Annotated in this window: 12 protein-coding genes, 1 tRNA gene and 1 other RNA gene; 7 read left to right on the top strand and 7 right to left on the bottom strand. The window is 71.7% G+C overall.

All coding sequences use genetic code 11. From position 1 onward, the window contains the following. Positions 1–176: 176 nt before the first annotated feature. The 3 genes from purD to ffs all read right to left on the bottom strand — a co-directional run bounded on the left by purD (position 177) and on the right by ffs (position 5,321). Positions 177–1,430 (bottom strand): phosphoribosylamine--glycine ligase, encoded by a 1,254-nt coding sequence (gene purD / locus HA039_RS18025; protein WP_167030840.1) that lies wholly within the window; start codon positions 1,428–1,430, stop codon positions 177–179. Between the two features lie 1,201 nt (positions 1,431–2,631). Then, positions 2,632–5,148 (bottom strand): DNA polymerase III subunit gamma and tau, encoded by a 2,517-nt coding sequence (locus HA039_RS18020; protein ID WP_167030837.1) that lies wholly within the window; start codon positions 5,146–5,148, stop codon positions 2,632–2,634. 78 nt (positions 5,149–5,226) lie between these two features. Next, positions 5,227–5,321: signal recognition particle sRNA small type (ffs, locus tag HA039_RS18015), an RNA gene on the bottom strand. Positions 5,322–5,394: 73 nt separating this feature from the next. On the opposite strand from ffs, the gene HA039_RS18010 reads away from it, so the two are divergent. The 3 genes from HA039_RS18010 to HA039_RS18000 all read left to right on the top strand — a co-directional run bounded on the left by HA039_RS18010 (position 5,395) and on the right by HA039_RS18000 (position 8,200). Beyond that, positions 5,395–5,482 (top strand) — tRNA-Ser (locus HA039_RS18010). Positions 5,483–5,786: 304 nt separating this feature from the next. Then, positions 5,787–7,463: an Eco57I restriction-modification methylase domain-containing protein gene (locus HA039_RS18005; RefSeq protein WP_208298641.1), complete on the top strand. Its 1,677-nt coding sequence runs from the start codon at positions 5,787–5,789 to the stop codon at positions 7,461–7,463. 11 nt (positions 7,464–7,474) lie between these two features. Beyond that, a complete protein-coding gene (locus tag HA039_RS18000; protein ID WP_030594928.1) occupies positions 7,475–8,200 on the top strand; it encodes a PaeR7I family type II restriction endonuclease in 726 nt (241 codons plus the stop codon). Positions 8,201–8,533: 333 nt separating this feature from the next. On the opposite strand, the gene HA039_RS17995 is transcribed toward HA039_RS18000, so the two are convergent. From HA039_RS17995 to HA039_RS17980, 4 genes are all read right to left on the bottom strand, one after another. Beyond that, a complete protein-coding gene (locus HA039_RS17995) occupies positions 8,534–9,142 on the bottom strand; it encodes a hypothetical protein (protein ID WP_167030835.1) in 609 nt (202 codons plus the stop codon). Then, positions 9,135–9,560, bottom strand: coding sequence for a hypothetical protein (locus HA039_RS17990; protein ID WP_167030832.1), 426 nt, complete (start codon positions 9,558–9,560; stop codon positions 9,135–9,137). The genes HA039_RS17995 and HA039_RS17990 overlap by 8 nt, the downstream gene beginning before the upstream one ends. Before the next feature lie 37 nt (positions 9,561–9,597). Next, complete coding sequence (locus HA039_RS17985; RefSeq protein ID WP_167030829.1) at positions 9,598–10,650, bottom strand: hypothetical protein; 1,053 nt, start codon at positions 10,648–10,650, stop codon at positions 9,598–9,600. A 176-nt stretch (positions 10,651–10,826) separates the two neighbouring features. Next, positions 10,827–11,339: a hypothetical protein gene (locus HA039_RS17980; RefSeq protein ID WP_167030826.1), complete on the bottom strand. Its 513-nt coding sequence runs from the start codon at positions 11,337–11,339 to the stop codon at positions 10,827–10,829. A gap of 313 nt (positions 11,340–11,652) precedes the next feature. Here HA039_RS17980 and HA039_RS17975 point away from each other — a divergent pair, with 313 nt between their 5' ends. The 4 genes from HA039_RS17975 to HA039_RS17960 all read left to right on the top strand — a co-directional run bounded on the left by HA039_RS17975 (position 11,653) and on the right by HA039_RS17960 (position 24,900). Next, entirely contained in the window at positions 11,653–11,868 is a 216-nt protein-coding gene (locus HA039_RS17975) for a hypothetical protein (protein ID WP_167030824.1), read from the top strand. Positions 11,869–12,296: 428 nt separating this feature from the next. Continuing rightward, positions 12,297–13,151, top strand: coding sequence for a sterol desaturase family protein (locus HA039_RS17970; RefSeq protein WP_167030822.1), 855 nt, complete (start codon positions 12,297–12,299; stop codon positions 13,149–13,151). A 138-nt stretch (positions 13,152–13,289) separates the two neighbouring features. Next, positions 13,290–23,186, top strand: a complete 9,897-nt coding sequence (locus tag HA039_RS17965; RefSeq protein WP_167030820.1) for a non-ribosomal peptide synthetase/type I polyketide synthase — start codon at positions 13,290–13,292, stop codon at positions 23,184–23,186. Beyond that, the gene (locus HA039_RS17960) at positions 23,176–24,900 is read left to right on the top strand and encodes a phytoene desaturase family protein (protein WP_167030818.1); all 1,725 of its coding nucleotides are present in this window, start codon (positions 23,176–23,178) and stop codon (positions 24,898–24,900) included. Before HA039_RS17965 ends, HA039_RS17960 begins: the two co-directional genes overlap by 11 nt. Positions 24,901–24,938 lie beyond the last annotated feature (38 nt).

Here is a 24,938-nt window from a genome sequence, read left to right as displayed (position 1 = left end):
AATGGCTTTGGTCAGAGCTGCTGACATGGCCGGGCGCCCCCGCTTCGAGGGGAGCGCGGGAAGTGGAGGGAGGAGGGGGGAACGCCGACGGGCGGCCCGTGAACCCACCGGACCGCCCGCCCCGTACGTACCGCGCTTACCGTACGTACCACTTACCGTCTGTATGAAGCCCAGCGCTACGCCTCGGCCGCCGCCCGCGCGATGTCCGTGCGGTGCTGCGCGCCGTCGAGGCGGATGCGGCCCAGGGCCTCGTACGCCCGTTCCCGCGCCTGTGTCAGGTCCTTGCCCGTCGCCGTCACCGACAGCACGCGGCCACCGGCCGTCACCACCGTGCCGGCGTCGTCCAGCCGGGTGCCGGCGTGCAGGACGTACGCCTCGGGGGCGTCCTGCGCCGCGATCTCGTCGAGGCCGCCGATGGGGTCGCCGGTGCGGGGTGTGTCCGGGTAGTTGTGCGACGCGACCACGACGGTCACGGCCGCGTCGTCGCGCCAGGTCAGCGACGGCAGGTCGGCGAGCGTGCCCTCGGCCGCCCCGAGCAGGACCGCTGCCAGCGGGGTCCTGAGCCGGGCCAGGACCACCTGCGTCTCGGGGTCGCCGAAGCGGGCGTTGAACTCGATGACCCGTACCCCGCGACCGGTGATCGCGAGACCCGCGTACAGCAGCCCGGAGAACGGCGTGCCGCGGCGGCGCAGTTCGTCCACGGTCGGCTGGAGGACCGTCTGGAGCACTTCGTCGACCAGCTTGGGGTCGGCCCACGGGAGCGGTGAATACGCGCCCATGCCACCGGTGTTGGGGCCCTTGTCGCCGTCCAGGGCGCGCTTGAAGTCCTGCGCGGGCTGGAGCGGGAGGACGGTGACGCCGTCGGTGACGGCGAAGAGGGAGACCTCGGGGCCGTCGAGGAACTCCTCGATGACGACGCGTTCGCAGGCGAGCGCGTGCGCGCGGGCCACGGCGAGGTCGTCGGTCACGACGACGCCCTTGCCGGCGGCGAGACCGTCGTCCTTGACGACGTACGGGGCCCCGAACGCGTCGAGCGCCTCGTCGATCTGCTCGGCGGTGGTGCAGACGTAGCTGCGGGAGGTCGGGACGTTCGCGGCGGCCATCACGTCCTTCGCGAACGCCTTCGAACCCTCCAGCTCGGCCGCCTCCTTGGACGGGCCGAAGCAGGGGATGCCCGCGTCCCGCACGGCGTCGGCCACCCCGGCGACCAGGGGCGCCTCGGGTCCGACGACCACGAGCCCGGCTTCCAGTTCGGTGGCGAGGCGCGCCACGGCCGCGCCGTCCATGGCGTCGACCGGGTGCAGCTCGGCCACATCGGCGATGCCGGCGTTGCCGGGCGCGCAGTGGAGCGAGGTGACCTGGGGGTCGAGGGAGAGAGAGCGGCACAGGGCGTGTTCGCGGGCACCGCCGCCGATGACAAGGACCTTCACGGGGGCAGCCTAGCGGGGCGGGGGCGGGGGGTGGGTCTGTGGGCGGGGGGGTGGGTGGGGGTGGGGACCCGGCGGGGGCGGGGGGCCGCTGGCGGGGGTGGGGGCGCGAGTGCCGGCCCGGGGACCCGGCGGGGGCTCGGGCGCGGGTGCGGGCGCGGGGACCCGGCGGGGGCGGGACAGCGGGCGGGGGTGCAGGCGGGCGCGGGTCTGCGGATCCGGCGGGGGTACGGGGACCCGGCGGGGGCGAGGGGGCGAGGGCGGCGGATCCGGCGGGGGCGGGGGCCGCGAGCGGGGATGAGGGGTGGTCCCCGGGCGGGGGGCGGGTCCACTGACCCGGCGGGGGTAACGGGGCGGCGGGGATGGGGGTACGGGGACGGTGGGGGACGCGGTACGGGTCAGAAGCGGACGCGGTACGGGGACGGCGGAGGGACGTGCGGTCCGGGACCGGGACGGGGTCCACAGCGGACGCGGGTACGGGGGTGGAGGGGAACCCGCGGTCCGGGTTCGGAGCGGGCGCGGTACGGATCAGGGGCGAGGCGGGCGCGGCACGGGGCTAGGCGGGCGGGTCCGGGGCCAGAGCGGGCGCGGTACGGGGCCGAGCGGGCGGGTCCTGGGCCCGGCACGTCCAGGACCGGGCTGGCGGATACGGGCCGGCGGGTAGGGGGCCGGGCCGGGGCCGGGCACGGACGCGGGCGCGGTACAAGACCGGCACGGCGAGGGACGCGTTAAGGGTCCGGGGCCGGCTCAGGGACCGGTGGAGGTGGACACGGTCCGGGTCAAGAAGGGCGCGGTACGGGACCGGCGCGGGTGCCGTACGGGACCGGTCCAGGTCTGGGCGGAAGCGGTACGGGGCGAAGGCGACGAGGCGGGGGCGGAGGGGAACGCGGTACGGGTCAGGGGCCGACGCGGACGCGGGTGGCGGGGGGGGGACGCGGTCCGGGTCCAGGACCGCGTCCGGAGCGGACGCGATAGGGAGGTGGAGGGGAACGCACGGTCCGCGACCCGAGCGGACGCGGTACGGGACCGAGTCCGGGGCCGGGCCAGGATTGCGGTGGACGCGGTCCGGGTTGGTGGTGGGAGCCGGGTGGTCAGTTCGTCGTCCGGGTTCCGGGTGGGGATGGGGTGCCCGGCTGCGGATCATTCTCTGTCGGCCGCGCCCGCGCCCGTCCCCAGCCACCAGGCCCCAGGCCGTAACCCCCGCCTACTCGTTCGAGTACTCCTCGACGATGGTCGCGCCCAGTTCGCGCACGATCAGGTCGTGGCCGGAGAGCGCCGAGTCGACCAGGTCGGGGTCGTCCTCCTCGGGGGTGTCGTCCTCGGGGGCAACGGGGTTGGGGGCGGAGAAACCCTGGCCGCCGCCGGGCCCGCCGGACGCGGACGACCCGGGGCCGTGCCCCGCCTGCCCCTGCGCAGGTCCCTGTCCGTGACCCTGTGCGGATCCCTGCGCCCCGTACCCGCCCTGGGACGCCGAAGCCCCCGACGGACCGGGGGCGGGGGAACCGGGCGCGGAGGCCTGGGCGGAGCCGGTGGGGCGGGAGCCGTAACCGCCGCCCCCCGTACCCCCCGTACCGCCCCCGGAGCCCCCGCCACCGGAGAAGCCACTCGCGCCGGCACCCGCGGCGCCCCCCGCGGCCGACCCGGCGCCCATGACCGCGCCGCCGCCGGTGCCGTACCCGCCGCCGTTCGCGGCCCCCCCGCCGTACCCGCCGGCGCCGCCGAGGTTCGTACCGCCGGGGTTCGGACCGCCGTTGCCGCCGCCTCCGTATCCACCGCCGCCACCGCCACCGCCCGAGAGGGGCGGCCCGGCCGTGCCACCCGACGGGTCGACGATGGCCTCGATCTTCCACTGGACGTTGAACTGCTCGGAGAGCGCCTGCTTGAGGACGTCCTCGCTGCCGCTGCTGGTGAAGTTGTCGCGGGCACCGGCGTTGATGAAGCCGATCTGGAGCGTCGTACCGTCGAAGCCCGCCACCTGCGCGTTCTGGCTGAGCAGGATCCAGGTGAAGCGGCGGCGGTTCTTCACGGCCTCCAGGATGTCCGGCCACATGTTCCGCACCTGCCCGGCGCCCTGCCCCATGGCGGGCGCGGGTCCGGGCGCGGCGGCCGCGGGCCCCGACGGCTGGCCGCCCGGGCCAGACGAGGCGGCGGGCGGACCCGCTACGGGCGCGGACGCCGGCCCCTGCCCGGGGGTGGAGGCCGTCGGCCAGCCCCCGGGCCGGCGCGCGGCCTCGGACGCGGCGGGCGCCACGGGCGGCGGCGCGGCGGCACCTGGCCAGGCACCCGGCCTCTGAGGCTCGGCGGCGGGAGCGGCAGCGGGGGGTACGGGAGGAGCGGCCGGCGCCTGGGGCGCGACAGGCGCATGCCCTTCGGGCCCGGGAACGTACCCGACAGAAAGCCCCCCGGACCCGACACCCGAGCCGGCCCCACCGCCCCCGGACCCTCCCGAGCCGGCCCCACCGCCCCCGGACCCTCCCGAGCCGGCCCCACCGACCCTGGACCCTCCCGAGCCGGCCCCCCCCGAACCAGAAACTCCCGGCCCGGTCGAGAACACGGCGTTCGCCGCGCCCCGCTCCAACCGGTCGAGGCGCGCCTGCACCGACCGCTCGTCGTCGAACGCGGCGGGCAGCAGCACACGCGCGCAGATCAGCTCCAACTGCAACCGTGGCGAGGTCGCGCCACGCATCTCCGTCAACCCGGTGTTGACCAGATCGGCGGCCCGGCTCAGCTCGGACGCCCCGAGGACCGACGCCTGGGCCTGCATCCGCTCGACCACGTCGGCGGGCGCCTCGATCAGCCCCTTCTCGGCGGCGTCCGGCACCGCGGCGAGGATCACCAGGTCGCGCAGCCGCTCCAGCAGGTCGGCGACGAAGCGGCGCGGATCGTTGCCGCCCTCGATGACCTGCTCCACCACCTCGAAGGCGGCCGCCCCGTCCCCGGAGGCGAACGCGTCCACGACCGCGTCGAGCAGCGACCCGTCCGTATAACCGAGCAGGCCGGTCGCCATGGCGTACGTCACACCGTCCTCGGCCGCGCCCGCGAGCAGCTGATCCATGACGGACATCGAGTCACGTACGGAACCGCCGCCGGCGCGCACGACGAGCGGCAGCACACCCTCGGCGACCGGGATCTGCTCCTTGGCGCACACCTCGCCCAGGTAGTTGCGCAGCGTCCCGGGCGGCACCAGGCGGAACGGGTAGTGGTGCGTACGCGAACGGATCGTCCCGATGACCTTCTCGGGCTCGGTCGTCGCGAAGATGAACTTGAGATGCTCCGGGGGCTCCTCGACGACCTTCAACAGGGCGTTGAAACCCGCCGGGCTGACCATGTGGGCCTCGTCGATGATGTAGATCTTGTATCGACTGCTGGCCGGCCCGAAGAACGCCTTTTCGCGCAGGTCACGGGCGTCGTCCACGCCTCCGTGCGACGCGGCGTCGATCTCGATGACGTCGATCGACCCCGGCCCGTTCCTGGCCAGGTCGCGGCAGGACTGGCACGTACCGCACGGTGTCGGCGTGGGCCCCTGCTCGCAGTTCAGGCAGCGGGCGAGGATCCGCGCGCTGGTCGTCTTCCCACAGCCGCGCGGGCCGCTGAACAGGTACGCGTGATTGACCCGGTTGTTGCGCAGGGCCTGCTGCAACGGGTCAGTGACATGCTCCTGCCCGATGACCTCGGCGAAGGACTCGGGGCGATAGCGGCGATACAACGCAAGGGACGACACACCTACGACGATATCGGCCCCCTAGGACAACGCACCCGCCCAGCGCTCCCCACACGGCCCCGCAACGACCCCGCACACGCGAACGCCCCCCACGCACCCGCCAGAGCCAACCTACCCTTGCTGCCTTCCGGCCCTGGGGGAGTTCAGTCAGATAGCGCCACGTGAGGGGCTCCGCTCACAGTACCCGATCCCCACCCCCGGATACGAGTTCGCGAGCACGGCCCAGGATCTTGTATGGTTCGTCGCGGAGGATTCGCCTAGTGGCCTAGGGCGCACGCTTGGAAAGCGTGTTGGGGGCAACCCCTCACGAGTTCGAATCTCGTATCCTCCGCCATTGCTCTCACCGGGCAATACGTCGAAGGCCCCCGCTGCTCGCAGCGGGGGCCTTCGACGTTGGTGGTCTCAGTTTTGGTCTCAGTTGCTCCGAGGTGACGCGTCGGCTCGGTTGCTGGTCCGCTCCTCCGCCGCGCACCCCTCAAGGCCGACAAGCCAGAGCGCGCTCTCGTTGGTCATGGGGACGAGTGGATGTCGATCCCACGGGACCGATGCTCCGCAGATGGAACAGATCACTCCGTTGAGCGCGAGTGACGCCTGTGGATAACTCTCGTGGCCGAAATCCTCCCTAGTAGTGTCAAGACGTGGCCACTCCCCTGTTCTTCGACACCGCGCTCCACACCCTCCCCTCAGTCCCCGAGGAGGCCGTGGAGCACGGCGAGGTGTTCACACAGCGTTGGGTCGTCGATCTGATCCTCGACCTCGTGGGCTACACCTCTGACAAAGCCCTCTGCGACCTGAAGCTCGTGGAGCCGGCCTGCGGATCAGGAGCCTTTCTAGGAGCCGTGGCTTCGCGGATCAGCGCATCCTGCCGCGAGCAAAACCGTCCCATCAGTGACGCAAGCCATGCCGTGCGTGCGCTCGATCTGCTGGAGCGCAACGTCCGCAGGAGCCGCGAAGTCGTCGAGCAGCACTTGGTCGACGACGGCTGGAACCCCACAGATGCCCAGCAGGTGGCGGCGGCCTGGGTCGAGCAGGGTGACTACCTACTCCAGCCCGAAGGGACCCAGCACGCGGACTATGTGGTCGGCAACCCGCCCTACATCCGCTTGGAGGACGTCCCGGCGGACAGGATGGCTGTCTATCGTCACGCGTGCCCCACCATGGGCGGCCGCGCAGACATCTACGTCGGCTTCTTCGAAGTCGCCCTTCGAAGCCTCGGGGCAGCCGGACAGCTGGGCTTCATCTGCGCGGACCGTTGGATGCGCAATCAGTACGGCCGGCAGTTGCGCCAGCTGGTGACCAAGAACTTCAGCATGGATCTGGCTCTGGTCATGCACGATGTGGACGCCTTCCACGACCAGGTCTCCGCGTACCCCGCCATCACGCTGATCAGCAAGCGGCCTCAGGGGACCGCTGTGGCAGCGGACACCACACGAGCCTTCGGTGCTCCTGAGGCCACCGCCTTCGCACGCTGGTACGCGACTGACCAGACAGAGTCGGTCACGACACCAGCGTTCCAGGCCGCTCGCATGCCGCACTGGTTCCCGGACGAGGACTCCTGGCCGAGTGCTTCACCTGCACGACTGGCAGTCCTCGAGGAACTGACAGAGCGCTTCCACCTGCTTGAGAGCAAGAAGTCCGGTACCCGAGTCGGCATCGGCATCGCCACCGGAGCGGACAAGGTCTTCCTCACCGACGACGGCACGTTGATCGAAGACGACCGCCTCCTGCCGATGGCCATGGTTCGCGACACCACGAGCGGCACGCTCAACTGGAACGGCACCTACCTGGTCAACCCCTGGACGGCCAACGGCGATCTGGTCGACCTCGCCGCGTATCCCCGGCTTGCCAGGTATCTCGACGAACACGGAGCCGCGTTGCGCAAGCGCTACGTGGCGGTCAAGCAGCCACACCGCTGGTACAAGACCATCGACAAGGTCGATCACGCGCTGACTCGGCGGCCCAAGCTGCTGCTCCCGGACATGAAGCTGACGATCCATCCGGTACTCGACGAGGGCGGACTGTACCCTCACCACAACCTGTACTTCATCGTCTCGGACGTCTGGGACATGCGCGTGCTGGGTGGTCTCCTACTCTCCAAGGTCGCGGAAGCATTCGTGGAGGCGTACGCGGTCAAGATGCGAGGGGGGACCCTCCGCTTCCAGGCCCAGTACCTCCGCAAGATCCGGGTCCCAGACCCGGAAGCGATCAGCGAGCGCGACCGAGAAGCCCTGGCGGCAGCTTTCGACAAGCGAGACGTGAGGGCCGCCACGGAGGCCGCCCTGCGCGTCTACGGACTTGCCGAGCTTCCTGACTAGGAGAGCGGATCTTGACGGTCACCCGCCAGGACTTCGAGGACGCGATAGCGACCTATTGGGGCGCCAAGCAGCTGCAGCGGGAGCAGTCCGCGATCAAGGCCGCGGTCGGCGCCGGCACCGCCGGATCCGTGCGCGGTGGTAAGCACTTCGACGCGATCGCGATCCTCCTGTCGAAGTTCTTCCTCGAAGCCGGCTACCCGCCCGAGAGCATCCGGGTCACCAAGAAACAAGGTCTGGAACTCCCCGGTTACTACCGCCCCCAGAAGCAGTGGGACCTCGTGGTGGTCCACGAGGGAGTGCTGGTTGCGGCTTTCGAACTGAAGGCCCTCGGAGGGCCGTCGTTCGGAAACAACTACAACAACCGGGTTGAGGAAGCGCTCGGCAGCGCGGTGGATCTGCGACGGGCCGCCTTGGCCGAGCTGTATCCGAAGGAGAAGCCCTGGCTCGGCTACTTCTTCATCATGGAGGACGGCAGCGGCTCTCGGAGGCCGGTCAGCATCGCGGAGGGCGCGCTGCCTGCCGATTCAATCTGGCACGGCACCTCGTATCAGGACCGGTTCGGGATCTTCTGCGAGCGCCTTGTGGCCGAGCAGCTGTACGACGCCGCTTGCTATGTCACGTCCTCAGCCGAGGACCCCAAGCCCGTCGAACTGGTGAACAGCCTTGACTGGCGGCACTTCTCGGCTGCCATAAGCGCCCGCCTCACGTATTTGAAGGAGCTCGGGATCCCCGGCTAGGAAAAAGGACGAGCGGGCCCCGACCGATCTGGTCGAGGCCCCGCATTCGGATGCCTTCGCAGGGGCGAGGTCCCTACCTCGATCTTGCTTGACGGTCCGCCGCGGAGTCGGTCGGCCGTTTCGTGTGGTGGGTAGAGGGGCAGGTCGGGGGCCCAAATGTCGTCTCGGGGTGGCGCGGGGTTTCGCTGCTCCGGGTGGAGGGCTCGCGTGGGAACGGGGAGACCTTCTGGTCACCCGGAGTTCGGTAGGAGAGCGAGCCGTTCGAGGGCGTCGATGATCACGTGGGTCCAGGGCCAGTGCCGGCCGGAGGCGGGGGTGTGCGTGTATTTCGCCTCACGGCGAGCCGCCGACGGGGCCGCCGGGGGTCGTCCCACCGGCCGGGGGAGCAGGCACGGGTGGGGGTGGCATGGCGCGGCGCGGGCGCGGGAAAAGGCGGCGGGCACGGCCCCGGGGGCGAAGGTGCGCTTCCACCGCGGCCATGTAGCGCTCGCGGACATCCGCCAGCGCCCGCAGGTCGATCACCGACGTCGGGATCACCATCGCCGTGTCGTCCGCCCCTGGGGGCGAGAGCCACGCATCCTTCATGCTCTGCCCGGCCACCGTCCGCGTACGGGCGACGAGTTCGTCATACGCGGCGCCCACCTCCGGAGCCTCGAAGCGGACCCACGCCTCGTGCCAGGTCAGTCTGGACTGGATCTCTCGCAGCTGCTCCGACAGGCGGACCCGCTCCTCGACGGCAGCGTCCGCGCGGCGGCGCCGCACGGCGTAAGCCATCTCCGCGTACTGGATGCTCGCCTCGTACGCGCTCGCGAACAATTCCTGCTTCCGCTCCTGCAGCTGGGCGCGACGGCCAATCCGCGCCTGGAGGCCGAGGACGAGGCCGGTCACGAGTGCGGCGAAAACAGCGGCGTAGGGGCCGAAGACTTTGATCGCGTCAGCCAATGATGTGGTCCTGTTCGTCGAGGCCCGGCGAACCGTGGCCGTGGGGTGCTTCGAAGCCCGGCCAGATGTTGGTGGCGCGATAGGCAGATTCCCATCGCAGATGGCGGACGATGATCGCGACGAGGACCCGCCCGCCGTCACCGGGCGACCAGCGGCGCGAGGGCGCGTCCTTCGGGTACCAGAGGCAAAGGGAACCGTCGGGGTTGCGGTGGGCGGGGCAGTCGGGTCCGCGTGCGTGGACGCGAGGGAATGCCGGATCCCCGGCGGCGAAGGCGATCTGGAGACTGTGTGAGGGCAGGATCCGAACGTGCGGGTAGACCTGAACAGTGAAACCGGACGCGAAGTCGGCAGGTTTGTCCACCTCGCGCGCGTCGAGCCCCGTTGAGCGCATCCCGGTCAGCAGCTCGGCGCGGGCCATCGGACGTGCGAACCAAGGACGCCGCGCAGGACGCCCGTCACCCCTCAACGGCCGCGTCCTCCCGCCACGAGCGCGTCTTCGGGATGAGCAGGCTCGCACCCGCGAGACCGAGGCTGGCAGTGGTGCTCAGGGGAGAGGACGCGGCGGAGAAGGCGCGCTCACGTTCACGCATCGTCTTGGGGAAGAGGTACTCCAGGACCTCCGCCACCGTGTCTACATCGTCGGGGTCGGCTATGGCCTTCGCGAGCCTGTCGGCCGCGACCCGTAGCCGTCGCTCGGCATCCGCGTCGGGGATCAGCGGCTTGAGGTCGGGCGAGACGGAGCGCGGATCCTTGGTCGACTCGCCGCGCAGAAGGCGCAGGGCGGCCTTCAGCAGCACCGTGTGGACGGCGCTGACGAGGCCCATCCTTGGCTCGACGAACTCGTAAGCCCAGACGGAGAGTTGGTGCGAGGAGAAGCCCGGCTTCGCGGCCTGAGCATTCCACGCCTTGAGGACGCGGATGGCGCGGCGCCGGGTGCGCCGCAGGGCGTCGGCGCCGGACGTCAGCAGCTCTACGTGGCCCTGAGGGTCGCTCGCACTCCATGACTTTGCGGAGCCCGGGGCCTGCTCCAGGTCGGGGATCCACAGCCCGCGCCCATCACGGCGGCGCAGCGCCACGATGAGATCGACCGTGACATCCGTGCCGTTGACCGGGGCGCCGAAGTGAATCTTGAGGCCCCGCCGGGACGTGCACACCCGCGCCTTGGGGTAGAACGGGGTGCGCTCCGGGTCGCGGAGCTTCGGGCCGATGAACGCGACAAGTTCGTCGGTGATGGTGTGTGGAGCCTCCCCTTCTCCGTCAGGACCAAGCTCCGGGTGCTGGACACGGTCCAGGATGATCCCGCCGTTCCCATCGCTGACGGCTCCCGCGTGCGGCTGAATGTGGGTGCGAACGGGGATCGAACCCGAGCTGTACGACGTACGGCCCTCGGGGTGCCGCTCGGCCAACCTGCGCGCCAGCACCAGACGTTCGCGCGTCGCCGCGAGGACGTCGGGATCTACGTTGATCAGAGTGAGCAGGTCGTCGAACTGATTGTGCAGATGTGCCATGACCGTTCCTTGCGGGCGGGGGGCGGTGCGTGGACAGACAGCCGGCACGGGTGTGTACCGTGCTCCGAGTCTGACGCACGCCACTGACAACGCCCCCGTTCTGAGCGGGAGTCACAGCCCAGCGCGGCCCGGTCGATAAGACTGTCACCAAGGTCAAGGACCGGCGCCGCCAGGTCTCACGACTCCCCAGAGTCATCGGGTTCTTCCTTGCCCTGGGTCAGGATCCGGCCTCCGACGAAGACCACAGCCAGAGCCAGCCCGGAACCGACACCGACCATGACCTTCCTCAGTAGACCGTCCACGTGGCGCTTGTGCTCAGAGTCCTTCTGAGAAGCAAGTCTTGCCGTTTCCTGGATGAGTTCGAGGAGGTGCTTCCTCTGTTCCCAGGTCAGGTCGCCTCTGTGGAGTTCTCGCTCGAAGATCACCCGTTTCTCCCGGAGGGCCTGGTAGACCTGATCCAAGCTATGCCTGCCGTCCGCGAGAGTGGCCTCGTGGGCCTTCTCGATGGCTCCGAAGGCATCCGTGGCGAACTTCCTGAACTCGGGGAACTGTTCGACGATCTTCATGGCCACTTCGGTGTCCATGTCAGGCATCATGGCCGCGAACTTGACCGCTTTCTCCTTGGAGAGATGCCTCCAGGTGTCGATCCCGAGCGCGCGCATGATCTCGGCTTCGTTCTTGTACTTCATGCCGTGGGGCCTCCATCGCTCTCCTTCGCAGCGCGTTCTTCCGCGCTGCGGGCCCCTAACTCTGCCCATCGCCGTACGTGGCGGGATTACGCGCCCGGTCCACAGCCTGTGCGCACGCCTCCCCGTAGGCCGACGAGACCGCGTTCTCGTCCGTGCCCCGCACGTGGGCCTCGATCTCCTGGCCTGGCCGACGAGAAGTGTGCCAGCGGACTGGCAGGTCCGTGTACAGATCGGGCTCGAAGTCCCAGGCCCATGTTGACCATCGGGCAGGACGCCCGACGTTGAGCCGTTCACCTCCCGTCAGGAACACGGCATGAGCGTGGTGCACCATTCGGCGGTCGGGAACCTCATGGCGGATGAGCTGGGCTCCACCTCCCGCCTCGGCCTCCCAGTGTTCCCGCCCCATCTCCTCGACCTGTGCCGCCTGGCCTGGCCGGTCCTCGCTCCACTGGGCAATCACTTGCTCCGCGTGCTCGCGGGCGGCGAAGGCCAGGCGTCGGCCGCCAAGGTCAGCGAGGTAGACAGCTGAGTCGACCGAGGCAGGGCCGGAGCGCACGGCGGCACGGGAGCCAACCTCCTCGACGGCCGCGTCCGCGGCCGTGCGCTGGAACCAGTCGGACGCGGAACGCTGCGGGCCGGCGGCTGGGCCACCCGGATCAGCACCGGCCTCACTTGGGCCGGACTTGATCGAGAGGGCCGGCCCTGAGATTCCGCTTCCGCCCGGCGCGTTCGCGGTGCGGGGTGGGGTGCTGTTGAACATGTGTGGGTGAGACGGGTTTTGGGGGTGCGCCCCGGGGGCTCGGGGGGTGCGGGAATGGTGGGGTGGGCGTCGCGCGCCGGGGGTGGGGGGATTGCTATGCGTGTTCATCAAACTACATACTGTAATCGCCTCTTCGGCTTTCCCCAGGTCGAGAGCGCTCTCGTACGTGTCCCTCCGTCACCTCGCAGAGGAGTGCCATGCCCCGGCAGAGAGTGCGAGATGTACTGACCGTCACCGCCCAACCCCTGCTCCTGCTCGCCGCCGTCGCCGTGTTCGTGCCCACCGTGTGGCTCGGATGGGAACCGGGGATGGCCACCTTCCTCTTCCAGTTCGCGGTGCTCGGGATTCTCCTGGTGCTGGAGTTCGTGATCCCGTACAACCCCTCGTGGCGGCCGGACCGGCGGGAGTGGGGGTACTACGCCGTGTACTACGTCCTCACCGCCGTCGGGGGCGCGCTCGGGCAGAATCTGGTGCTCCTGGGGGTCGGCGCCCTCGCCGATCCGGATCCGGTGCTGCCGTTGTGGGGGGAGATCCCGCTCGCGCTCCTGCTCGGTTCCCTCGCGAGCTACGGGGTGCACCGGGCCGGCCACACCTACGCGTGGTTGTGGCGGCTGCACGGGGTGCACCACGTACCGGACAAGGTGAACGTCGGCAACAACAGCGTCAACCACGTGGCCGACGTGGTGATTTCGCAGGGCTTCGTCCAACTGGCCCTCGCCCTGGTGGGGTTCTCCGAGCGCGCGGTCTTCGCGGTCGGGCTCTTCGTCGTGGCGCAGGGGTACTTCGTCCACGCCAACATCCGGGTGCGGCTGGGGCCCTTGAACCACGTCCTCGCCGGACCCGAGCAGCACCGGCTGCACCACAGCACCGACCTGGCCGAGGCCGGCCACTACGGCTCCGACCTGTCCCTGTGGGACCGCCTCTTCGGTACGTTCACCTGGCGCCCCGGCCGTGAGCCGGCGGCGGTCGGGCTGGCCGATCCGCGTACCTTCCCCGCCACCGGCAGCATCCTCACCACACTCGTCCACCCCTGGCGCCGCTCCGCCGGGTGAGGGCTGGTCTGGCGAGGACCGGTGAGGAGACCCGCTCGCTGCGGTTTCTTTCAACGCTCCCCTGTTTCTTGTCCGTTCACATTCGTACGGCGCCCCGCTCGCTACGCGTGCGCCTGTTTGGCGACCCAAGGAACGATCATGTCTGCACACGCTGGTACGTCCCCCGAGAAGATCGCCGTCATCGGCATCGGCTGCCGCTTCCCCGGCGGAGCCAACGACCACCAGACCTTCTGGCGCAACCTGGTCGAGGGCAAGGACTGCATCACCCCGACGCCCCCCAACCGGTACGACGCGGCCGGCCTCGGCAGCAAGGACAAGGCGAAACCGGGCCGGCTCGTCGGCGGGCGCGGGGGGTACATCGACGGATTCGACGAGTTCGACCCGGCGTTCTTCGGCATCAGCCCCCGCGAGGCGCACGCCATGGACCCGCAGCAGCGCAAGCTCCTGGAGGTCGCCTGGGAGGCCCTGGAGGACGGCGGGCAGAGACCCGGCGAGCTGGCCGGGCAGGACGTGGGGGTGTTCGTCGGGGCGTTCACCCTCGACTACAAGATCCTCCAGTTCTCCGACCTCGGATTCGGCACCCTCGAAGCCCACACGGCGACCGGGACCATGATGACGATGGTCTCGAACCGTCTCTCGCACTGCTTCGACTTCCGGGGCCCGAGCCTGTCCGTCGACTCCGCGTGCAGTTCGTCCCTCGTGGCGGTGCACCTCGCCGCCGAGAGCCTGCGCCGCCGGGAGAGTTCGCTGGCGCTGGCGGGCGGCACGCTGCTGCACCTGGCCCCGCAGTACACGATTGCCGAGACCAAGGGCGGATTCCTCTCCCCCGAAGGCCGTTCCCGGACCTTCGACGCGGCTGCCAACGGTTACGTCCGGGCCGAGGGCGTCGGGATCGTGGCCCTCAAGCTCCTCGTGGACGCGCTCCGCGACGGCGACCCCATCCACGCCGTCATCACGGAGACCGGGGTCAACCAGGACGGCCGTACGAACGGCATCACCGTCCCCAGCGCCGAGGCCCAGTCCGCGCTCGTCGAGCAGGTCTGCGCGCGGGCCGGGATCACGCCGGGCAGTCTCCAGTACGTGGAGGCCCACGGCACCTCCACCCCGGTCGGCGACCCGATCGAGGCGAACGCGCTGGCGCGCGCCCTCGCCGTCGGGCGCCAACCAGGCGCAGCGTGCTACGTCGGTTCCGTCAAGACGAACATCGGGCATACGGAGTCCGCGGCCGGGATCGCGGGGCTCATCAAGACCGCGCTCAGCCTCGAACACCGACTGATTCCCCCGCACATCAACCTGGAACGCCTCAACCCGGCGATCGACCTCGCCGCCGCGCCCTACGAGATCCCGGATCGGGTCACCCCCTGGCCCGCCCACGACGGACCGGCCCGCGCGGGCGTCAACTCCTTCGGCTTCGGGGGCACCAACGCGCACGTGTTGTTGGAGGAGGCGCCCTCCGGGGTCGGGGTGGAGGAGTCCCCGGGGGCTGTTCCCGAGCGGCGATCCCGTGCCGATGGGCTCCCGTTCCGGGTGTTGCCGCTGAGCGCCCACGACGCCGCCGTACTTCCCCGGCTGGCTGAAGCCGTCCGCGCGGAGCTGGAGGAAACCGCAGCTCAGGGGCCGTACGCCACGAGTCCCGCGCCCGGGGCCCCGCCCGCCCTCGCCGACCTCGCCCACTCCCTCGCCTGCCGCCGGCAGCACCACGACGCCCGCCTCTCCGTGGTCTACGAGACGCGAGACGACCTGGACCGCGCCCTGGCCGCCTACGCCCGCGGTGAGGAGCACCCCCGCGTCCTGCGCGGCAGGCGCCGCGACGGGCAACAGGCTTCGCCCGTCTGGGTGTTCACCGGCATGGGCCCCCAGTGGTGGGCCATGGGGCGGGAGTTGTACGGGACCTCGCCCGTCTACCGGGAGGCGGTCGAGGCCGTCGACCGGGAGATCGCCGCACAGGCCGGCTGGTCGCTGACCGCCGAGCTGAACGCCGCCGAGGACGAGTCCCGGATGGCGCAGACCTGGCTCGCCCAGCCCGCCAACTTCGCCGTTCAGGTCGGCCTCGCCGCCCTCTGGCGCGCCCAAGGGGTCCGTCCCGCCGCGATCGTCGGGCACAGTACGGGCGAGGTCGCCGCCTTCTACGAAGCCGGGGTCTACAGCCTGCGGGACGCGGTACGGGTCGTCCTGCACCGCAGCCGCTTGCAGCACCGGCTCGCCGGTACGGGCACGATGCTGGCCGTCGGCCTGCCCGAGGACGAGGCCGAGGCGTTACGGCATACGACGCCCCTCGGCGACCGCCTGTCCGTCGCCGCCGTGAACAGCCCCGGGGCGCTGACGCTGGCCGGGGACCGGGAAGCGCTCGCCGTGTACGCGGAGAAGCTGCGTACCGACGGGGTGTTCGTCAAGTTCCTCGACGTGCAAGTCCCGTACCACAGCGCCGCGATGGACGAGATCAGGGCCGAGTTGCTGACGGAGCTGGCCGGGATCGAGCCCCGTCCCGCCCGGGTGCCCCTTCACCTCACCGGCCGGACCGGACGGGCCAAGGGGCCGGAACTCGACGCGGGGTACTGGTGGGACAACGTGCGGGACACCGTACGGTTCCGCGACGCCGTCGACGCGCTGCTCGACGACGGACACCGCACGTTCCTGGAGATCGGCCCCCATCCGGTCCTCGGGCACGCGATCAAGGAGTGCTTCGCCGCGCGGGAGGACGCCGGGCCGGGCCCGCAGCAGGGCGTGACCGTGATGCCGTCGATCCGTCGCGCCGAGGGCGAGGCCCTGCGCTTCGCCACCTCCCTGGCCGCGCTGTACACCGTCGGCTGCGCACTCGACTGGAACGCGCTGCATCCGCGCGGCCGTTGGGTGCCGCCGCCCCGCTACCCGTGGAAGCGCGACCGGTACTGGACCGAGCCCGCGTCCGTCGCGCAGGTCCGGCTGGGGCAGGTCGACCATCCGCTGCTGGGCCGGCGCCTCGCCACCGCGGAGCCCGCGTGGGAGGTGGCGCTCGACGTCGAGACCACGCCGTACCTCGCCGATCACCGCATCCAGGGACGGGCGTTGTTCCCGGCGGCCGGGTACGTCGAGATGGCGTACCAGGCTCTCCACGCCCAGACCGGCGGTACGGAGGCGGAGTTGGGGGACATCGAGCTGCGCAAGGCGCTGTTCCTGCCCGAAGACGCGCCCCGCGCGGTCCAGTTGTCGCTGTCCGCGCAGACCTCCGCCTTCACCGTGGCCACCGGGGGCGACACCCCGGCCGTGCACGCCTGTGGGGTCGTACGGGGCGGCGTCCCGGCCTCCCGTACGGCTCCGCTCGACGGGACGGCGATCCGGGCGCGCGCCGACCGCCGTCTGGACTCCGCCGCGTGCTACGAGACGCTGGGCGCGCTCGGGTACGACTACGGGCCCGCGTTCCAGGGCATCGCGGAGGTCTGGCGTACGCGCGGTGAGGCGCTGGCGCTGATCCGGCCGCCCGCGTGCCTCGGCGGGGCCGGCGGACACCATGTGCACCCGGTTCTGCTGGACGCGTGCTTCCAGACGCTCCTGGTGGCCGGGCTCCCGGACGAGGACGTCAACGGGGACGGGGACGAGGGGGCCGGGGGCGGGGAGCCTGAGCGCGGGATGCTTCTGCCGCTCGGCATCGACGCGGTGCGTACGGCTCCGGTCGGCGACCGGCCCCTGTGGGCGCACGCCACCGTCACCCGGCGGGGGGAGGACGAACTCGTCGGTGACATCGCCCTCTACACCGAGGACGGCGTACCGCTCGGGTATGTACGCGGCTTCCGCGCCGCCGACGTGGAACAGGCGTCGGCCGCGGTGGGCGTCTCCACCATCGACGGGTGGCTCGCCGAACTCATCTGGACCGAGGCGCCGTTGGACGCCGGGCAAAGACGACAAGGCGGGGAGGCGGAGGACGACGCGGGTACGGGTGCGGTTTGGGATACGGAATCGGGTACGGGTACGGGTACGGAATCGGGTACCGGTACGGGGGCGGGCCTCGCCCCTGTTCCGAACCGGAGGCCGGTCGCCCCCGGCACCTGGCTGCTGTTCGCGGACCGGCCCGGTGGGGTGGCCGACCACCTCGCCCGCCTCGCGGTCACGAGTGGGGCGCGCTGCCACCTCGTACGGCCCGGTGAGGCGTACGCCTTCGACCCGGACGGACGGGATTCCCGGGTGGTCCCGGGCAGCGCGGGCGATCTCCGCAGGCTGCTCGCCGACCTGGCGGCCGAAGCCGCGGACGAGGGCCGTCCGGCCGCCCTCGACACCGTCGTCCACCTGTGGAACCTGGATCTGCCCGCCCTGGACGACACCGCGCGCGGCCACCTCGACGCCCACAGCACGCTGGGCGCCTACTCCGTGGTCGCCCTGGCCCAGGCGCTCCAGGACGCCCCCGAGCAGTCGGCCGCGCCGGCCGCCCTGCACCTGGTCACCCGGGGGGCCCAGGCGGCCGTCCCCGGAGAGCCGGTGGAGCCGCTGGGCGCGTCCGTCTGGGGCATCGGCCGGGTCCTGCGCCACCAGGAACTGACCACGCACCGGGGGAAGTTGATCGACCTGCCGCTCCCGTCGGCGGACCCCCCGCGAGGCTCCCGCCCGCAACACCCGCAGCGCCCGCAGGAACCAGCGCGCGGCGACGCCGAGGCGCGAGCCGGCGCCGGGGCGCGGGCCGACACCGGCGCGCAGGCCGACACCGGCGCACGAGCCGGCGTCGACGCCCGATCCCGAACCACCGCCGAAGCCCAGGCCCTCCTCCACGAGATCCTCGCCCCTCCCGCCCCCCACCACCCCCACGACGAAGTCGCCCTGCGCGGCGGGCGGCGGCTCGTCAGTGGGCTCTCGCGTCCCGAGGGCCTCACCCGGCCCTTCCCGCCCCGGCTGCGCCCCGACGGCGCCTACCTCGTCACCGGCGCGTTCGGCGCGCTGGGCCGGCTGCTCTGCCGCTACCTCGTCCGCCGGGGCGCCCGGCACCTCGTCCTCGTCGGCCGTACGGCGCTCCCCGACCGCGCCACCTGGCGCACCCTCTCTCCGGACTCCCCGGCCGCCTCGGCGGTCCGCTTCGTCAAGGAGCTGGAGGCGCTCGGCGCCCACCCCGTGCACGCCGCCCTCGACGTCGCCGACGAGCCGGCCCTGACGCGGTGGCTCGCCGCCTACCGGGACCGGGACGCGCCCCCGGTGCGCGGCGTCTTCCACCTCGCGGGGCACGTACGGGACACGCCGGTCCAGGCCCTGGACCGCGCCGCGTTCGACTCCGCCTTCGACCCGAAGGCCGCGGGGGCCTGGCTGCTCCACCACCACCTGCGCGACGAGCCGCTCGACCACTTCGTGCTCTTCGCCTCCGTCGCGTCCCTGCTCACCACCGCCGGCCAGGCCAACTACGCGGCGGGCAACGCCTTCCTGGACGCCCTGGCCCACCACCGCAGGGCGCGCGGGCTGCCCGCGCTCAGCCTGGACTGGGGGCCCTGGGCGACCGGCATGATCGAGGAGTTGAGCCTGGTCGAGCACTACCGGGCCGTGCGCGGCATGAGTTCGCTCTCCCCGTCCGCGGGCATGGCCGTCCTGGAGCGGGTCCTCGGCCAGGACCGCGCCCAGCTCCTCGTCGCGACCGTCGTCGACTGGAAGACCTTCCTCGCCTGGTACCCGTCGCCGCCCCCGCTGGTCAGGCACCTGGCCGCCGAGGCGGCCGAGGCCGCGGCCCCCGGCGGGTCCGCAGCGGGCGGTGGGGCGCGGGACGAACAGAGCGACTACCTGCACCGCTTCCGGACCGCCGCCGGCGACGGCCCACGCGCCCGGCTCGTCACGGACCGCTTCCTCGACTGCGCGTCGTCCGTGCTGCGGATGAGCGCGGGCCAACTCGACCTGGACGCGGGGCTGGGCGCGTACGGCATCGACTCGCTCCTCGCGATGGAGCTGCGCGCCCGGATCCAGGCCGCGACCGGGGTCGCCCTGCCGGTCGTCGCTCTGCTCAGCGGCGCCCCGCTGCGCGACCTGACCGCCCAACTCCTCACCGCCACCGCCGGACTGGCCTCCAGGGCCACGCGGGAGCCGGGAGCGGCGGCCGTGGAGGTCCACGAGGATCCCTCCCGGCATCCCCTGACGCAGAATCAGAAAGCCCTCTGGTTCCTGAAGCAGCTCCACCCGGACGGCTTCGCGTACAACATCGGCGGCGCCGTCGAGGTCCGTACGGCCATCGACCCCGAGCTGATGACCTCCGCCGTCCGTGCCCTGGTGGCCCGGCACCCCATGCTGCGGGCGAACTTCGTGAGGGAGGACGGCCGGCCGCTCCAGACCGTCTCGGACACCGTCGAGCCGGACATCGCGGTCTTCGACGTCGAGGGCATGGAGTGGGAGGGGATCCGCGAGCTGATCGTCCAGGAGTACCGCAGGCCGTACGACCTCGCGCGGGACCGCCTGATGCGCTTCCGGCTGTTCCGGCGGGGCCCGGACCGCTGGGTGCTGATGAAGGCGGTCCACCACATCGTCTCCGACGCGATCTCCACCTTCACCTTCATCGAGGAGCTGCTCGCCCTCTACGAAGGCATGCGCTCGGGCCACGCCGTCGAACTGCCGCCTGTCCAGGGCCGGTACGTCGACTTCCTCAACCGGCAGAACCAGTTCCTGGCGTCCCCCGACGCCGACCGGATGCTGGAGTACTGGCGCGGCGCGCTGCCCGCCGAGGTGCCGCCGCTCGCCCTCCACACCGACGCGCCCCGGCCGCCCGTGCAGACCCACAACGGGGCCTCGGAGTTCTTCGTCCTGGACGACGACCTCAGCGCCCGGGTGCACGCCCTGGCCCGCGAGCACGACGTGACGGTCTTCGTGGTGCTGCTGTGCGCCTACTACCTGCTGCTGCACCGCCATTCGGGCCAGGACGACGTCGTCGTCGGCAGCCCGGTGACCGGGCGCACGGACGAGGACCTGTCGTCCGTGTACGGCTACTTCGTCAACCCCCTTCCCCTGTACGCGCATCTGGGCGGCGACCCGACCGTCGCCGACCTCCTCGCCCAGGTCCGCGGGACGGTGCTGGGCGGGATCGACCACCAGGAGTACCCGTTCGTCCTGCTGGTCGAGAAGCTGGGCCTCCAGCACGACCCCAGCCGCTCGGCGGTCTTCCAGGCGATGTTCATCCTGCTGGCCCACAAGGTGTCGTCGCGGCAGTACGGCTATCACCTCGACTACATCGAACTCCCCGAGGAGGAGGGGCAGTTCGACCTGACGCTGTCGGCGTACGAGGACGAGGCCGAGCACCGGTTCCACTGCGTCCTGAAGTACAACACCGACCTGTTCCTGCCCGGGACCGTGCGGCGGCTGGCCGGGCACTACCGCAACCTCCTGGAGGCGCTGACCCGTGCCCCCCGCGACCGGGCGGTGGCGGGGCTCGACATGCTCGGCGAGGACGAACGCCACGAGATCCTGCACGGACCGGCTGCCCGGGGGCGGGAGTTGGCGCCGGAGCCTCCGGTGCACGAGTTGTTCGTACGGGCGGCGGCCCGCACCCCGGAGGCGGTCGCGGTCACGGTCCCGGCCGCGGGGCCCGGCGGGGAGGCCCGCCACCTGACCTACGCGGAGCTGGAGCGGGCCTCCGCCGTGCTGGCGGGGCGGCTGCGGGCCCGGGGAGCGGGCGGCGGGGTCGTCGCGGTGTGCCTGCCGAAGTCCCCCGAGCTGATCGTCGCGCTCCTGGCCGTCCTGCGCGCGGGAGCCGCCTACCTGCCCCTCGACCCCGGCCACCCGGCGGAACGGCTCGCCTTCATGGCGGGCAACGCGGGGGCGCGGCTGGTCCTCACCGACCCGGCGGGCGCGGAGCGGCTCGACGTACCGGGGGCGGAGTTCCTCACCGACGTCATGGCGGGGGCCGCCTTCGAAGACCTCGCCACCGACGATGCGCCCGTCGGTCCGGACACCACCGCGTACGTCATCCACACCTCCGGGTCGACGGGCCGCCCCAAGGCCGTACGGGTGTCCCACGGCGCCCTCGCGGCCCTCGGCGCCGCGTGGCGCGAGGAGTACGGGTTGGGCGAAGCGGCGGGCGAGCCCGCTCCCGGATCCGCCCACGTCCCCGACCCCACCCCCCGCGTCCACCTCCAGATGGCCGGCGTCTCCTTCGACGTGTTCACCGGCGACCTCGTCCGCGCCCTCTGCACCGGGGGCCGACTGGTCCTCGCCGACCGCGAGTTGCTCCTCAACACGGCGCGTCTGTACGAGGCCATGACCGCCGAGGGCGTCGACTGCGCCGAGTTCGTCCCCGCCGTCGTCCGCGCCCTGATGACCCACTGCGAGGAGGGCGGTCACCGGCTCGACTTCATGCGGCTGCTGATCGTCGGCTCCGACACCTGGAAGGTCGCGGAGTACGAGCGGCTGCGCGCGCTCTGCGGCCCGTACACCCGGGTGATCAACTCCTACGGCCTAACGGAGGCCACCGTCGACAGCGCCTGCTTCGAAGGCCCCACCGACGGGCTCGACCCGAACAGCACGGTCCCCCTCGGCACCCCGCTGCCCAACTGCGTCCTGCACGTCCTCGACGCCCGGCGACAACCCGTACCGCCCGGCGTCACCGGCGAGTTGTGGGCCGGCGGAGGCGGCCTCGCCCAGGGATACGCCGGGGACCAGGAGCAGACCGACCTGCGCTTCGTCACCGTCACCCTCGACCGCGGCCCCGACGCCGTCCCCGAACGGCTCTACCGCACCGGCGACCTGGCCCGCCGGGACGCCCAGGGCCGCATCCACCTCCTCGGCCGCGCCGACGCCCAGATCAAGCTGCGCGGCCACCGCATCGAGCCGGGGGAGATCGAGTCCCTGCTGACCACCCTCCCCGAGGTCACCGACGCGTACGCCATGGTCAGAACCGACGACGGCGGCGAACCGGCCCTCTGCGCCTACGTGGTCCGCGCCCCCGGCACCTCTCCCGACCCCCGGGCCCTGCGCCGCCACCTCGCCGCCCACCTGCCCACGTACCTCATCCCGGCCCGTCTGCACACGCTCGACGCGCTCCCCCTCAACGCGAACGGAAAGGTGGACCCGGACGCCCTGCCCGCGCCCGCCGCCGACTCCCCGCAGGAGATCCACGAACCGCCCGTCACCCTCTACGAGGAGCGCGTGGCGGCGCACTGGAAGGCCGTGATCGGCCTCGAACTCGTCGGCCTGCACAGCGACTTCTTCGCCTCCGGCGGCAGCTCCGTCTCGCTCATCGAGCTGATCCACCGCCTCCAGAAGGAGTTCGGCATCGCGATCCCCGTCGGCCTGCTCTTCAAGGTGACCACGCTGCACGGCATGGCCCGTACGGTCGAGGACATCGTCACCGGCCGGGTCTCCGGCAACCTCTCCCACCTGTCCTTCAACACGGGCGGCGGACCGCTCCTCTTCTGCTTCCCGCCGGCCGGCGGGCACGGGCTCGTCTACCGCCACTTCGCCGCGCACCTGCGTCCGTACGAGCTGATCGCCTTCAACCACGTCGACGGCGACAAGGGCACGCGCTACGCCGACCTCGTGGAAGCGCTGCACCCCGAGGGGCCCTGCCTGCTCCTCGGCTACTCGCTGGGCGGCAACCTCGCCTTCGAGGTCGCCAAGGAGCTCGAACGGCGGGGGCGCGAGGTGGCCCATGTCGTGATCATGGACTCGTACCGGATCGACGAGGAGTACGGCGTCTCCGCCGAGCACACCGAGGCGTTCGAGCGCGAGCTGCGGGACCACCTGCGGCGCCACACCCACGCCGAGACCGTCACCGCCCAGACCCTCGAACAGGCCAGGGACTACCTGGAGTACTGCGGGCGCACCCCGAACCACGGATCGGTCGCCGCGACCGTCACCGTGATCTCCGACGAGGCGAAGGTGCCGTTCTACGCGGCGGGGCAACGCGGCAGTTGGCACGCCACGTCCACCACCGTGAGCCGGCTGGTGCGCGGCGCCGGCCTGCACGCGGAGATGCTCGACGAGAAGCCCGCCGAGCGGAACGCGGCCCTGGTGCTGTCGGCCCTCGGCGACACCCTCGCCACCGTACCCCGGGGGCGTTCCGCTTCCCCGGCGGCCGTCACCACAGACAGGGAACGCCATGGTGCGTGACAACCCGACGACGCGTGACACCAGGCCGGTGTGGGAGGACCGGCGCCCCCGGCCCGCGGCCGCCGGCCGCCGTACGAGAACGGACCGTCCCCCCGGCACCGCGCCCCGGGTCATCATCATCGGCGCGGGCATCGGGGGCCTGTCCACCGGCTGTTACGCGCAGATGAGCGGCGCCGAGACGCGGATCTTCGAGCGCCACGTCCTGCCCGGCGGCTGCTGCACGGCGTGGGCGCGCCAGGACTACGTCTTCGACTACTGCATCGAGTGGCTCACCGGTACGGGGCGCGGCAACGACGCCGCCCGGGTCTGGCGTGAACTCGGCGCGCTGGACGGCAAGTCGATCGCGAACTTCGAGATGTTCAACACCGTCACCGACGAGAACGGCCGCTCGGTCACCTTCTACAACGACCCCGACCGGCTGGAGGCCCACCTCCTGGAGATCTCGCCGGCCGACGCGCGCCCGATCCGCGCGTTCTGCCGTGACCTGCGGCGCTTCACCCGCATCAACCTCTATCCGTTCCTGACCCCGCCGCCGCTCCAGTCCCCGAGGGAGCGGCTGGCCACCCTGCGGACCGTCCTGCCGTCCTTCGTCCTGCTCTGGCGCACCGCCGTGACCCGGATGGAGAGCTTCTGCGACCGGTTCGAGGACCCGCTGCTGCGGCGGGCGTTCCCGTTCATCTTCTTCCAGGACCACGAGGTCTTCCCGCTGCTGCCGTACCTGTTCAACATGGCCAGCGCGTACCACCTCAACGCCGGTTTCCCCCAGGGTGGTTCGCTGGGGCTGGCCCGTTCGGTGGAGGAGCGGTACACGAAGCTCGGCGGGCGGGTCGACTACCGGGCCCGGGTGGCGCGGGTGCTGGTGGAGGACGACCGGGCGGTCGGGGTGGAACTCCGCAACGGGGAACGGCACTTCGCCGACCATGTGGTGTCGGCCTGCGACGGGGTGACCACCATCCAGGGGCTGTTGGGCGGCCGCTACACGAGCCCGCGGGTCGAGAAGCTCTTCACCGAGATGACCGCGCGTCCCGACCTGCTCTACCCGGGGATGGTCTCGGCCTTCGTCGGGGTCGACGGCGAACTGGACCCGGCCGCCCGGCACAGCACCACCTACCTGCTCTCCGACAAGGACTGCGCGGCGCTGCCGGGGGTCATGCAGAAGAGCCTGGTCGTCCAGATGCGTTCGCGCTACTCCGACGGGTTCGCCCCGCCGGGCAAGTCCGTCGTCCACTGCACGTACTTCAGCGACTACGCGTCCTGGAAGCGGCTGCGGACCACCGACCGGAAGGCGTACTGGGCGCGCAAGCAGCAGGTGGCCGACTTCGTCAGGGGTTTCCTGGAGCGGCACCACCCCGGCATCGGCCGCGCCATCGAGGTCGTGGACGTGGCGTCCCCGACGACCACCGAGCGTTACACCGGGGTGCGGGGCGGCAGCATCCTCGGCTGGAAGTCCTTCACGCCGGCCGACGACGTGATCACGGGCCTGATCAACAAGGACCGGATGCGGCTGCCGGGCCTGGCCGGGTTCTCCATGGCGGGCCAGTGGTTCGCGGGCGGCAGCCTGATCCGGGCCGCCGCCGGGGGGCGGTTCGTCACGCAGTACCTGTGCGAGGAGCTGGGGCTCGACTTCCGCGCCTGGGACAGCGGCGGCGCGGTCCCCTGGCATCCGGACCGGCTCGGACACCTGCCCCAGCTAGAGACCCGAAGGGTGCGGTGACCGCCAGGTGACCACCACGACCACGACGACGCAGACGA

The organism is Streptomyces liangshanensis (assembly GCF_011694815.1).
In the GTDB taxonomy this organism is placed as follows: Bacteria; Actinomycetota; Actinomycetes; order Streptomycetales; family Streptomycetaceae; genus Streptomyces; species Streptomyces liangshanensis.
This window is presented reverse-complemented; position numbering and strand designations above follow the sequence as displayed.

Bases quoted from the DNA above. Each gene is read 5' to 3' on its own strand.
- HA039_RS17990 (WP_167030832.1), bottom strand. From the start codon at position 9,560: ATGGCCCGCGCCGAGCTGCTGACCGGGATGCGCTCAACGGGGCTCGAC.
- HA039_RS17985 (WP_167030829.1), bottom strand. From the start codon at position 10,650: ATGGCACATCTGCACAATCAGTTCGACGACCTGCTCACTCTGATCAAC.
- HA039_RS17980 (WP_167030826.1), bottom strand. From the start codon at position 11,339: ATGAAGTACAAGAACGAAGCCGAGATCATGCGCGCGCTCGGGATCGAC.
- HA039_RS17975 (WP_167030824.1), top strand. From the start codon at position 11,653: ATGAGCGTGGTGCACCATTCGGCGGTCGGGAACCTCATGGCGGATGAG.
- HA039_RS17970 (WP_167030822.1), top strand. From the start codon at position 12,297: ATGCCCCGGCAGAGAGTGCGAGATGTACTGACCGTCACCGCCCAACCC.
- HA039_RS17965 (WP_167030820.1), top strand. From the start codon at position 13,290: ATGTCTGCACACGCTGGTACGTCCCCCGAGAAGATCGCCGTCATCGGC.
- HA039_RS17960 (WP_167030818.1), top strand. From the start codon at position 23,176: ATGGTGCGTGACAACCCGACGACGCGTGACACCAGGCCGGTGTGGGAG.